Below are 12636 nucleotides of genomic sequence, written 5' to 3'. Positions count from 1 at the left end.
GCCATGGGACAACGGATCGTAACCGGCGTGATCGCCGGAGCGGGCTTCCTTGTGTTGCTCTGGCTTGGAGGCTGGTACTATACGGGCATTCTTGCCGTGCTCGCGCTGATCGGGTTCCACGAATACGTCAAGCTGAACGGCCAAAAGACGACGCGTGGGGACGTGCTGGCCGGCTTCGCCGCCGTTCTCGTCCTCGCGCTGCCGCAGCTGCCGTTCGGCTGGCGCGCGCCTTCGGTCGAAGCCGTCGCCTGGTTGCTCATGTTCGCGCTGCTCGCCTCGACCGTCTTCAGCAAAAACAAGCTGACGCTGGAGCATGCGAGCCTGCTGTTCCTGGGAGCGTTCTATATCGGGCTCGGCTTCCGCTACATGGCGGCGACCCGCGATCTGCCCCACGGCATGTTCTGGCCGCTGCTCGTCTTTTTCTGCATATGGGCGTCCGACGCCGGCGCCTACTTCGTCGGCCGTGCGGTCGGGAAGACCAAGCTCTGGCCCGCTATCAGCCCGAACAAGACCATCGAAGGCGCCGTAGGCGGCCTCGTCATCGCGATTCTCGTCGCGGTCGCGTTCGCGCTCGCATGGCCGGACAGGCTCGGCTTCGGGCGGGCGGTCGCGATCGGCCTCGCCGCGGCGGTCGCGGGGCAGCTCGGCGATCTGATCCAATCCGCGTACAAGCGGTTTCGCGGCGTCAAGGATTCGGGACGTTTGCTCCCGGGCCACGGCGGCGTCCTGGACCGGACGGACAGCTGGCTCATCGTATTCCCGCTCGTCCATTTGCTCGGCCTTCTGCCGACATGAGCAACTTGATCTTACATATTGATCGGAAGGAAGCGTGAGTGATGAAAAAAGTGGCCGTCCTGGGCAGTACCGGATCGATCGGCACGCAGACGCTCGACGTCATCTCGCGGGAGCCGGAGCGATACGAGGTGGCGAGCCTCGCGGCCGGCACGAACGCGGATCTGCTTGTTCGGCAGGCGCACGCGTTCCGACCGAAGCTCGTCTCCGTCGGCAGCCGTGAGCTGGCCGACCGGATCCGCGCGGAGCTGCCTCCGGGCACCCGTCTCGTCTATGGCGACGAGGGGTTGATCGAAGCCGCGGCCGGCGCGGATGCGGACTATGTCGTTTGCGCCGTCATGGGGAGCGTCGGTCTCCGGTCGACGCTCGCCGCGATCGACGCCGGCGCGACGATCGGGCTGGCGAACAAGGAGACGCTCGTCACTGCGGGACATCTCGTCATGAAGCGCGCGGCCGATAAGGGCGTTGCGCTGCTCCCGATCGACAGCGAGCACTCCGCCATTTTCCAATGCTTGAACGGCGAGGACAAACGGGCCGTGAAGCGGCTTCTCGTCACCGCCTCGGGCGGCAGCTTCAGGGACCGGACGCGCGAGGAGCTCGCGAACGTGACGGTCGAAGAGGCGCTTCGCCATCCGAACTGGTCGATGGGCGCCAAGATCACCATCGACTCGGCGACGATGGCGAACAAAGGGCTCGAAGTGATGGAAGCGCACTGGCTGTTCGGCTTGCCGTACGACCGGATCGACGTCGTGCTGCATCCGGAGAGCATCGTCCATTCCATGGTCGAATTCCACGATACGAGCGTCATGGCGCAGCTTGGCAATCCCGATATGCGCGTGCCCATCCAATACGCGCTCACCTATCCCGAGCGCCGGCCATCGCCGGCTTCGCCGCTCGATCTGCTGCAGGCGGGCTCGCTGCATTTTCGCCCGATGGACTTCGAGCGCTATCCGTGCCTTCGCCTCGCCTACGAGGCGGGACGCGCGGGCGGGACCGCTCCGACCGTGTTCAACGCGGCGAACGAAGTCGCCGTCGCCCGCTTCCTCCGCGGAGAGATTCCGTTTCTCGCCATCGAGTCGATCATCGCTTCCGCGCTAGCGCGCCACGAGCCGCTGCAGGAGCCGGATTTGGCGACGATCACGGCCGCCGACGACTGGGCGCGCCGGGAGGCGGAAACGTTCCGCAATTAAAAATGCTACCGTTCCGTTACAGGCCCGTATTCTCTTGTATCGCCTCGGAGAATAATGTTAATCTAAGGACAGCCGTTACCGGCAACGGGGGTAGTATAGCATGCAAATGGTACAGGTCGTATTTTTGACGGTTCTCGTTTTCTTCGTGCTCGTCTCGATTCACGAGTTCGGACACTTCTACTTTGCCCGCAGAGCGGGTGTGCTCGTCCGGGAGTTTGCGATCGGCTTCGGGCCGAAGCTGTTCTCGATCAAGCGGGGGGAGACGCGGTACACGCTGCGCCTCCTGCCGGTCGGCGGCTTTGTTCGCATGGCCGGCGAGGACCCGGAGGTCGTCGAGGTGCAGCCGGGTCAGACGGTCGGCGTCCGCGTGAAGGACGGCGAGGTCGTCCGCATCTATCTCGACCGGCTCGACGAGCGGACCAACATCCTCCGCGGCGAGGTCAAGTCGATCGATTTGGAGCGCGACCTTCATCTGACGCTGGACGTCGACGGCGACATTCAGCGCTATCCGGTGCACCGGCAGGCGCTGCTGCTGTCCAAGGGCCGCGACACGCAAATCGCGCCGATCGACCGCCAGTTCGGCAGCGCGACGGCCGGCAAGAAAGCGATGGCCATCTTCGCCGGCCCGATGATGAACTTTATTCTGGCGTTCGTGCTGTTCGCCGTCTACATTCAGCTGGCCGGCGTGACGGTCGAGCCGGTGACCAAGACGTTCGTGAACAAAGTGAACGCCGGCTCTCCGGCCGAACAGGGCGGCCTGCACAAGGGCGATCTCATCGTCTCCATCAACGGGGATCCGATCGCCGGCGACAGCGCCAAGCTCGTGCAAAAGATCGAAGCTTCGGCGGGCAAGCCGATGGAGTGGATCGTCGAACGCGGCGGCAAGCAGGTGCCCCTCACGATCACCCCGGACGATAAGACCGGCAAGGCCGGCTTCTATCCGACGCCCGAGATGCGGCGGGCCGGTGCGGGAGAGACGCTCAAGTTCGCGGGCAACGCCATGGTCGACAGCACGAAAACGATCATGGAGGGCTTCCGCAAGCTCATTTTCGGCGAATTCAAGATCGACGATCTCGGCGGCCCGGTACGGACCGCGCAGGTGACGGGGGAAATCGCTCAGCAGGGCATCACGCAGCTGACGATGTGGGGCGCGATCCTCAGCCTCTATCTCGGGATTTTCAACCTGCTGCCGATCCCCGCGCTCGATGGCAGCCGGCTGATCTTCATCGGCATCGAAGCCATCCGCGGCAAGCCGGTCGATCCGAACCGCGAAAGCCTCGTGCATTTCATCGGGTTCGCGATGCTCATGCTGTTGATGGTCGTCGTGACGTACAACGATATTTTGCGCCTGGTCAAAGGATAGTCGATTACATTTCTAATGGAGTTGGAGAGCCGTTATGTCGAAGGACAAAGCGTTTGTCACCGAAATTACGCCGCAGGGCGAAGACTTTAGCCGTTGGTATATCGACGTCATCAAAAAAGCCGAGCTGATGGACTACTCGCCGGTGCGCGGCTGCATCGTGTTCCGTCCGGAAGGCTACGAGCTGTGGGAAAACATCCAGCGCGATCTGGACCGCCGCTTCAAGGAGACGGGCCACCGCAACGCCTACTTCCCGCTGCTCATTCCGGAAAGCTTCTTCCAGAAGGAAAAGGAGCACGTAGAGGGCTTCAATCCGGAGCTGCCGATGGTGACCGAGGCCGGCGGCGAAGTGTTGGAGGAGCGTCTTGCGGTCCGTCCGACGTCGGAGACGATGTTCGGGCACATGTACGCGAAATGGATCAATTCCTATCGCGACCTGCCGCTGCTCATCAACCAATGGGCAAACGTCATCCGCTGGGAGAAACGCACGCTGCCGTTCATGCGGACGAGCGAATTTCTGTGGCAGGAAGGCCACACGGCGCACGAGGACGAAGCCGACGCCCGCAAAGAAACGATGCAAATGCTCGACGTCTACACCGCGTTTGTCGAGGATGTGCTGGCCATCCCGGTCATCAAGGGGCAGAAGACGCCTTCGGAGCGCTTCGCCGGCGCCGTCGACACGTACTCCATCGAAGCGATGATGAAGGACGGCCGCGCCGTACAGGCGGGCACGTCGCATTATCTCGGCACGAAGTTCGCGGTGGCGTTCGACATCAAGTATTTGAGCCGCGAAAACACCCAGGAATACTGTCATACGACGTCTTGGGGCGTGAGCACCCGCCTCATCGGCGCGCTTATTATGGTGCACGGGGACGACCGAGGCCTCGTGATGCCGCCGAAGGTCGCGCCGACGCAGGTGATCATGATTCCGATCGGTCCGCCCAAGACGCGCGAGACCGTCATCGCCAAGACGGACGAGCTGTTCGCGCAGCTGAAGGCGGCGGGCGTCCGCGTCCGTGTCGACGACCGTTCCGACGTGTCGCCGGGCTGGAAGTTCAACGAGTACGAGATGCGGGGCATCCCGGTTCGGCTCGAGCTCGGACCGCGCGATCTGGAGAACGGCGACTGCGTCCTCGTCTCCCGCGTGACCGGGGAGAAGAAGCAGGTGCCGTTGGATAACCTGGTCACCGAAGTGCAGGCGATGCTGGCCGACGTGCACGAGGAGATGTTCGCGCGCGCCAAGTTATTCCGGGACGAGCACACCTTCTCCGTCGAAACGCTCGACGAACTGAAGGCGGCCTTCGAAGAGAAGCGCGGCTTCGCGCTCGCCGGCTGGTGCGGCTCCGACGCCTGCGAAAGCCAGGTGAAGGACGAGACCGGCGCGACGAGCCGGAACATCCCGTTCGAGCCGGGCGAGACGAAGACGAAATGCCTCGCCTGCGGCGAAGCGGCCACGCATACGGTCGTCTTTGCCAAGGCCTATTAATAGAAAGATCTAGCAGCCCAGCGACCGTCCGGTCGCTGGGCTTTTTTTGCGGCGCGAGCCGGCAAACGAGAGGCGTTGTCGTTCTTTGTCTATTGATGACTCCCGGGCGTTCAGGTAGAATAAGAGAAAGAGAATCGCAAAAGCTTCCTGAGGAATTGCGGTCCGCCGGCGCTCGCGCCCGGCCCGCCCCAACCGCGGAAGCTTTTGTTTTTTGCAAGGTGGATAGGGAGGAACGTATAGATGCAACCGACGCCGGATCAGCGGAAGAGATTTGAATTGCTGCTGCAGCAGGCGGAGCTGCCGGGCGAGTGGATCGACGGGTATTTTCGCGACGGTTACATAGAACGGGTAGAAGTCAGCAAGGCGAACAAGCAATGGACGTTCCATCTCGCGAAGGAAACGCTGCTCCCGGCCGCCGTCTATGCCGGCTTCAGCGAGCGGGTGAAGGCCAAGCTCGGCCACCACGCGACGATCGGCATCCGAATTCGCTATGCCGACGCGGTGCCGACCCATGCGCTGCTGACCGAATACTGGCCGCTCTTCACCGAATGGATGCAGACCGCGTTCGTTTCCGTCAACGGCTGGCTCGCCAAGGCGCGCGCCGAAACCGAAGGCGAGCTTGTGACGCTGTCTCTGCTCGACGGCATGGGGCTCGAGATGGCCAAAAAGAAAAACGTGGACGGACAAGCGGTGCGGTTTTTCGAGGAACGGTTCGGCCGTGCGTGCCGGGTCAAGCTCACCGTCGGCGTGGGCGAGTCCCGGCAGGAGATTTACGAGGAGTTCCTGCAGAAGCAGCTCCACGCCGAGCGGGAGGTCGTGCAGCAGATGATGCAGAGTTTGCCGCCGGAGGAGGAGCCCGTCCCGGAAGGCGAAGCGCCGCAGACGCTGCAGCACGGCTACGAGATCAAGGATCCGCCCGTGCCGATCGAGACGATCAAGGAAGAAGAGAAGAAGGTCACGATCCAGGGCACCGTCTTCGGACTCGATGTGAAGGAGCTGCGCAACGGCAGCACGCTCTACGTGTTCCACGTGACAGACTACACGGACTCTCTCACGATCAAGATGTTCGGCAAGACGAAGGAAGACAACAAGATGCTCGCCCTGCTCGCGAACGGCAAATGGCTGAAGCTGCGGGGCCGCGTCGAATACGACCGCTTCCTCAATCCGCCGGAGCTCATCATGATGCCGAGCGACGTGAAGGAAGTTCTCGCGCCGAGGCCGCGTACGGACGAAGCCGCGGAGAAACGCGTCGAATTCCACCTGCACACGACGATGAGCACGATGGACGCGGTCACGCCGGTCGACGTCTACATCAAGACGGCGGCCAAGTGGGGGCACAAGGCGATCGCCGTCACCGACCACAGCAACGTGCACTGCTTCCCCGACGCGGCCAAGGCCGGCAAGAAAAACGGGATCAAGGTGATGTACGGCGTCGAGGCCAACGTCGTCAACGACGCCATCCCCATGGTGCTGAATCCGCGCGAGCAATCGCTGTCCGACGCGACCTACGTCGTCTTCGACATCGAGACGACGGGCCTGTCCGTCACGGCGAACAAGATCATCGAGCTCGCCGGCGTGAAAGTGAAGGGCGGGCAGGAGATCGGGCGGTTTTCGACGTTCGTCAATCCGCACGAGCCGATCCCCTATAACATTCAGCAGCTCACCAGCATCACGGACGAGATGGTCCAGGACGCGCCGGAGCTCGAGCCGAAGCTGAAGGAATTCATCGACTTCGTCGAAGACGCCGTCCTCGTCGCGCACAACGCGCGCTTCGATATCGGCTTTATTCAGGAAAACTGCAAGCGACTCGGCTTGCCGACGCTGGACAACCCGGTGCTCGACACGCTGGAGCTCGCCCGCTATCTTCATCCGACCATGAAAAACCACCGGCTCAACACGCTGGCCGCCATGTACAAGGTCAGCCTTGAAAACCATCACCGCGCCATCGACGACACGATCGCGCTGGCGGGCGTGCTCGAGGGGCAGCTGAAGGAAGCGCAGGAGCGGGGCGTGAACGAGCTGTCCCGGCTCAACGAAGTCAACGTCAACAGCTGGAAGACGTCCCGTCCGTTCCATTGCGGCATTTACATGCTGAACGCGGCGGGCAAGAAGAACCTGTTCAAGCTGATCTCCCTGTCGCACACGGATTACTTTCACCGCGTGCCGTGCATTCCCCGCAGCAAGCTGATGGAAATGCGCGAAGGGCTGCTCGTCATCTCCGGCTGCGAGAAAGGCGAGTTCTACGAGGCGGTGCTGAACAAGTCCGAGGAGGAAGCGATCGAGGTCGCCGAATTTTACGACGTGCTCGAAGTTCAGCCCCTCGACTTTTACATGCATCTGCTGGACAAAGGTCTCGTCGGCAGCCGCGCCGAGCTCGAGGAGTCGCTCCGCAAAATCGTGCGCATAGGCGAACGGTTGGGCAAGCCGGTCATCGCGACCGGCAACGTCCATTATCTGGACCCGCGGGACAAGCTGTTCCGCGACATCACGATCCACGGGATCACGGGCTTCAGCCCGCTCAAGGACCAGCGCAAGCCGGACGCGCACTTGCGGACGACCAACGAAATGCTGGACGCCTTCTCGTTCCTCGGCCGGGACAAAGCCCACGAGGTCGTCGTCCGCCATCCGAACGAGCTGGCCGATCGCTTCGAAGAGATCGTCATGTTCCCGGACGAGCTGTTCACTCCGATCATCGAAGGCGCCGACGAGGAAATCCGCGACACCTGCTACGCCACCGCGCGAGCCATGTACGGCGAAGAGCTGCCGGAGGTCGTCGTGGCCCGCCTCGAAAAGGAGCTCGTACCGATCATCAAATACGGCTTCTCGGCGAACTACCTCATCTCGGAACGGCTCGTCAAAAAGTCGAACCAGGACGGCTATCTCGTCGGCTCGCGGGGATCGGTCGGTTCTTCGGTCGTCGCGACGTTCCTCGGCATTTCGGAAGTCAATCCGCTGCCGGCGCACTACTTGTGCCGCAACTCGGATTGCCGCTACAGCGAATGGATCCTGGACGGCAGCGTGCCGTCGGGCTTCGACCTGAAGGACAAGCCTTGCCCGAATTGCGGCACGATCATGCGGGGCGAAGGTCAGGACATCCCGTTCGAGACGTTCCTTGGCTTTAAAGGAGACAAGGTCCCCGATATCGATTTGAACTTCTCGGGCGAATACCAGCCGCACGCGCATAACTTTACGAAGACGATGTTCGGGGATAAGAACGTGTTCCGCGCGGGAACGATCGGGACGGTCGCGGAGAAAACGGGCTTCGGCTTCGCCCGCAAATACCAGGAGGATCAAGGGAAGTCGTGGCGCGGCGCGGAGTTGAACCGGCTCGCCGCCGGCTGTACCGGGGTCAAGCGCAGCACGGGACAGCATCCGGGCGGCATCGTCGTCGTCCCCGGCTACATCGAAGTCGAAGACATTACGCCGGTGCAGTATCCGGCCGACGATACGAGCGCGGAGTGGAAGACGACCCACTTCGACTATCACGCCTTCGACGCGAACCTGCTCAAGCTCGATATTCTCGGGCACGACGATCCGACGATGATGCGGATGTTGCAGGACTTGACCGGCGTCGATCCGACCACGATCCCGATGAACGACCCGAAGGTCATGAGCCTGTTCAACTCGGTCGAAGCGCTCGGGGTGCAGCCGTCGCAGATCCGCTCCCCGGTCGCGACGTACGGCGTGCCCGAGATGGGCACCCGGTTCGTCCGCCAGATGCTCGAAGAGACGAAGCCGTCGTCGTTCGCCGACCTGCTGCAGATTTCGGGCCTCTCCCACGGGACGGGCGTCTGGCTGGGCAACGCGCAGGAGCTGATCAAGAATAATACGTGCACAATCAAAACCGTCATCGGCTGCCGGGACGACATCATGCTGTTCCTCATTTACAAAGCCGGCATGGACGCGTCGCTCGCGTTTAAGATTACGGAGAGCGTGCGGAAAGGCAAAGGCCTGACGCCGGAATGGATCGAGGAAATGAAGCGCTGCGGCGTGCCGCAGTGGTATATCGATTCGTGCCTGCGGATCGAGTACATGTTCCCGAAGGCGCACGCGGCCGCCTACGTCATTTCGGCGGTCCGCACGGCCTACTTCAAGCTGTACTATCCGATCCAGTTCTACGCGACGTACTTCTCGGTGCGCGCGGCGGACTTCGACGTCGAGTTGTTCTGCCAAGGCTACGACGCGATTCTGAAGACGCTGATCGAAATCGAGGAAAAAGGCTTCCAGGCGACGCCCAAGGAGAAAGGCATGATCTCCATCCTGGAAATGGGCCTCGAAATGACGGCGCGAGGCTTCCGCGTCAAGCCGCTCGATCTGTACCGCTCCGACGCGACGCGCTTCATCGTCGACGGCGACTCGCTCATTCCGCCGTTCTCGGCGGTGGCGGGCATCGGGGACAATGCGGCCAAGGCTATCGCCGCCTCCCGGGAGGACGGAGACTATCTGTCGGTGGAAGACTTCCAGCAGCGCTCGAAAGCGTCGAAGACGATCATCGAGCTGCTCTCGGGTATGGGCTGCTTCCGCGGATTGCCTGAGTCGAACCAGCTGATGTTGTTCTGATCCGCCGGGGCGGCGCGGGCGGGCCCGGTTGGGCGCGGATGGCAAAATATCCGTTGCCAGTCTAGTTGCGGTTATGGTATATTATTTTTGGTAATCATGTGGATATCACTGTCTGCAGAAGAGTGGGGAAACCCACTCTTTCCGTTTTGCATTGGGCTTTATAAGGTTACGGAAGACTGCGGCGATTCCATTTGAAGCAATCGGGAGGTCAAACGAATTTGAGCACGTCAAAGATCAAGTCCGTCGTGGAGCAGCTTGTCACTCCTTTCCTGGACGACAACGGGTTCCAGCTCGTGGACGTAGAGTACGTGAAGGAAGGCAGCAATTACTTTCTCCGCGTATTCGTAGACAAAGAAGGCGGCATCGATATCGACGATTGCGGCCGCATCTCCGAATTCTTAAGCGCCAAGCTGGACGAGGCGGATCCGATTTCGGACGCTTACTTCCTGGAGGTCAGCTCCCCCGGGGCGGAACGCCCGCTCAAAAAAGCGGACGACGTAGCTAAAGCCGTTGGCAAGCACGTCTATGTGACGACGTACGAGCCGATCGACGGCGCGAAGGAATTCGAAGGCAGGTTGGACAGCTTCGACGACGGCGTCTTGGGCGTTACGGTCGGCCGTCGTACGCATGCCATCCCTTACGATAAAGTGGCTTCGGCTCGCCTGGCCATCGTGTTCTAACGAATGAGAGGAGGAATAGACCCGACATGAGCATGGAGTTTATCGAAGCGCTGTCCGAAATCGAACGCGATAAAGGCATTGCCAAGGATGTCCTGATCGAAGCCATCGAAGCGGCACTTATCTCCAGCTACAAGCGCAATTTCAATACGGCGCAAAACGTTCGCGTCGATATCAACCGCAATACCGGATCGATCAAAGTATACGCGCGCAAGACGGTCGTCGAAGAGGTGCTCGATCCGCGCCTCGAGATCGCGCTGGATGCGGCGCGCAGCATTAATCCACACTATCAGCTGGAAGATATCGCGGAGATTGAGGTCACGCCGCGCGACTTCGGCCGGATCGCCGCTCAGACGGCGAAGCAGGTCGTCACGCAGCGCATCCGCGAAGCCGAGCGCGGTCTGATCTATCACGCGTTCGTCGACAAGGAGCAGGACATCGTCACGGGCATCATTCAGCGGATGGATCTCCGCAATCTGTACGTGGATCTCGGCAAGGTCGAAGCGGCGCTGCCGCTCACCGAGCTGATGCCGACCGACAAATTCAAGCAGGGCGACCGCGTCAAGTCCTACATCACCAAGGTGGAGAACACGAGCAAAGGTCCGCAGATCATCCTGTCCCGGACCCATCCCGGCTTGCTGAAGCGGCTGTTCGAGCTTGAGGTGCCCGAGATTTTCGACGGCACGGTCGAGATCCGCTCCGTCGCGCGCGAAGCCGGCTTCCGCTCGAAGATCGCGGTCTATTCCCGCAATCCGGAAGTCGACCCGATCGGCTCGTGCGTCGGGCAGAAGGGTGTCCGCGTACAGACGATCGTCACCGAGCTGAAGGGCGAGAAGATCGATATCGTCCGCTGGTCGGAATCGGTGGAAGAATACGTCGCGAACGCGCTCAGCCCGTCCAAGGTGCTCGAAGTCATCGTCTTCGAGGCCGAAAAGATGGCGCGCGTCATCGTGCCCGACTACCAGCTGTCGCTGGCGATCGGCATCAAAGGTCAGAACGCCCGTCTCGCCGCCAAGCTGACCGGGTGGAAGATCGACATCAAGAGCGAGGCGCAGGCGGAGCAGGAGTACGGCCGCGCCAAAACGGCCGGAGACACGATGCATCAGGACAGCGTCTCGATCGACTGATCGCGGGCAATGCCGGGGAACCTTTGCGAGGACGGGGGGAGAGGAACCTTTGAAAACGAGGAAGATACCGCAGCGCAAATGCGTTGCCTGCCAGGAGATGAAGCCGAAGAAGGAGCTCATCCGCATCGTTCGCTCGCCGCAAGGGGACATCCAAATCGACCTGACCGGCAAAAAGCCGGGACGCGGCGCCTACCTGTGCGGCAAAACCTCCTGCTTCAAGCTGGCCAAAAAATCGAAGGCGTTCGAGCGGGCGCTCAAGACGCCGGTCGCGCCGGAGATCTACGACAGTCTCGAAGCGGACTTCATCAAGGTCGAAGACGAATTCATCGCGAACAAGGAGCTGGCGGGGGACGATGACGACGAATAAAGCTTTGTCCCGTCTCGGCCTCGCCATGCGGGCCGGCAAGCTCGTCTCGGGGGATGAGACGGTGCTGAAGGCGATCCGCGCCGGAGAAGCCCGGCTCGTCCTGGTCGCGGAGGACGCTTCGGACAATACACGCAAAAAAGTGGCGGACAAATGCGAAAGCTATGGCGTGCCGCTGCTGATCGGATATTCGCGGTACGAGCTCGGGGGCGCCGTAGGCAAGCCTGAACGCGTGCTGTTCGCCGTCACGGATCCGGGTTTCGCCAAGTTGATCCGCGAGGGCTTCGTTCAACATTCGGAGGTGGAGAATATTGAGTAATAAACAAGATGCGAATGACAACAAGGATAAGCTGCGGGTGTACGAATACGCCAAGCAGCTCAACATGAGCAGCAAAGAAGTAATTACGATCCTGAAGCGGGTCAATTTGCCCGTCAACAACCATATGAGCGTCATGGAAGACGGCATGGTCCATGCTGTGGAGAAGTTTTTCCGCGACGTGAAGGCCAATGCCGCGGCCAAGATGGCCCAGAGCAAGCCGAATAACGGCGGACGTCAGGGCGGCGAGCAGGGACAAGGACGCCAAGGCCAAGGGCAGCAGGGCGGCCGCCGCGAGGAAACGGCTTCGGTGGCTTCCCGTCCGGCGCCGTCTCCGCAAGCTCCGTCCGCCACTCCGGCAGCGGCGCCGTCCGGCGGCGCGTCCTCGGATGGCGCTAGCTCCGGCAGCGATCGCGCTTCCAGCGGCGAGCGCGCGTCCGGCGGCAGCCAAGGCGGTCAAGGCGGCGGCCAAGGCGGTCAAGGCGGCGGCCAAGGCGGTCAGAGCAGCAGCCAAGGGGGTCAAGGCCATCGCGGCCAGGGCGGCCAAGGCGGCGGCTACCAAGGCAACCGTCCGCAAGGTCAAGGCGGCGGCTACCAAGGCAATCGTCCGCAAGGCCAAGGCGGCGGCGGCTACCAAGGCAACCGTCCGCAAGGCCAAGGCGGCGGCGGATACCAAGGCAATCGTCCGCAAGGCCAAGGCGGCGGCGGCTACCAAGGCAATCGTCCGCAAGGCCAAGGCGGCGGCGGCTACCAAGGCAACCGTC

At 61.8% G+C, this 12636-nt stretch carries 10 protein-coding genes; all 10 read left to right on the top strand.

From position 1 onward, the window contains the following. The first annotated feature begins 3 nt into the window (after positions 1–3). Positions 4–795 (top strand): phosphatidate cytidylyltransferase, encoded by a 792-nt coding sequence (locus LKX83_RS24315; protein ID WP_227885431.1) that lies wholly within the window; start codon positions 4–6, stop codon positions 793–795. Between the two features lie 41 nt (positions 796–836). Further along, the gene (locus LKX83_RS24310; RefSeq protein WP_227885430.1) at positions 837–1982 is read left to right on the top strand and encodes a 1-deoxy-D-xylulose-5-phosphate reductoisomerase; all 1146 of its coding nucleotides are present in this window, start codon (positions 837–839) and stop codon (positions 1980–1982) included. Positions 1983–2082: 100 nt separating this feature from the next. Continuing rightward, positions 2083–3345, top strand: a complete 1263-nt coding sequence (rseP, locus tag LKX83_RS24305) for an RIP metalloprotease RseP (protein WP_227885429.1) — start codon at positions 2083–2085, stop codon at positions 3343–3345. A 34-nt stretch (positions 3346–3379) separates the two neighbouring features. Beyond that, positions 3380–4828 carry a proline--tRNA ligase gene (proS, locus tag LKX83_RS24300; RefSeq protein WP_227885428.1) on the top strand — a complete coding sequence of 483 codons (1449 nt, stop codon included), beginning with the start codon at positions 3380–3382 and terminating at the stop codon, positions 4826–4828. Positions 4829–5068: 240 nt separating this feature from the next. Continuing rightward, positions 5069–9388 (top strand): PolC-type DNA polymerase III, encoded by a 4320-nt coding sequence (locus tag LKX83_RS24295; protein ID WP_227885427.1) that lies wholly within the window; start codon positions 5069–5071, stop codon positions 9386–9388. Positions 9389–9606: 218 nt separating this feature from the next. Continuing rightward, positions 9607–10068: a ribosome maturation factor RimP gene (gene rimP, locus LKX83_RS24290; protein ID WP_227885426.1), complete on the top strand. Its 462-nt coding sequence runs from the start codon at positions 9607–9609 to the stop codon at positions 10066–10068. Between the two features lie 26 nt (positions 10069–10094). After that, a complete protein-coding gene (nusA, locus tag LKX83_RS24285) occupies positions 10095–11192 on the top strand; it encodes a transcription termination factor NusA (RefSeq protein WP_227885425.1) in 1098 nt (365 codons plus the stop codon). A gap of 49 nt (positions 11193–11241) precedes the next feature. Further along, on the top strand, positions 11242–11559 hold the full coding sequence (gene rnpM, locus LKX83_RS24280) for an RNase P modulator RnpM (protein ID WP_227885424.1): 318 nt from the start codon (positions 11242–11244) through the stop codon (positions 11557–11559). Next, positions 11546–11875, top strand: coding sequence for a L7Ae/L30e/S12e/Gadd45 family ribosomal protein (locus tag LKX83_RS24275; protein WP_227885423.1), 330 nt, complete (start codon positions 11546–11548; stop codon positions 11873–11875). The genes rnpM and LKX83_RS24275 overlap by 14 nt, the downstream gene beginning before the upstream one ends. After that, on the top strand, positions 11868–12636 hold a 769-nt coding region (locus tag LKX83_RS24270), incomplete at its 3' end, for a translation initiation factor IF-2 N-terminal domain-containing protein (protein ID WP_227885422.1). The genes LKX83_RS24275 and LKX83_RS24270, both read left to right, overlap by 8 nt.

The organism is Cohnella baijiui, from assembly GCF_020731285.1.
Classification (GTDB): Bacteria; Bacillota; Bacilli; order Paenibacillales; family Paenibacillaceae; genus Cohnella.
Note: the sequence above shows the minus strand (reverse complement) of the source record. Positions and strands in the feature narration are given on the sequence as shown.

Bases quoted from the DNA above. Each gene is read 5' to 3' on its own strand.
- LKX83_RS24315 (WP_227885431.1), top strand. From the start codon at position 4: ATGGGACAACGGATCGTAACCGGCGTGATCGCCGGAGCGGGCTTCCTT.
- LKX83_RS24310 (WP_227885430.1), top strand. From the start codon at position 837: ATGAAAAAAGTGGCCGTCCTGGGCAGTACCGGATCGATCGGCACGCAG.
- rseP (WP_227885429.1), top strand. From the start codon at position 2,083: ATGCAAATGGTACAGGTCGTATTTTTGACGGTTCTCGTTTTCTTCGTG.
- proS (WP_227885428.1), top strand. From the start codon at position 3,380: ATGTCGAAGGACAAAGCGTTTGTCACCGAAATTACGCCGCAGGGCGAA.
- LKX83_RS24295 (WP_227885427.1), top strand. From the start codon at position 5,069: ATGCAACCGACGCCGGATCAGCGGAAGAGATTTGAATTGCTGCTGCAG.
- nusA (WP_227885425.1), top strand. From the start codon at position 10,095: ATGAGCATGGAGTTTATCGAAGCGCTGTCCGAAATCGAACGCGATAAA.
- LKX83_RS24275 (WP_227885423.1), top strand. From the start codon at position 11,546: ATGACGACGAATAAAGCTTTGTCCCGTCTCGGCCTCGCCATGCGGGCC.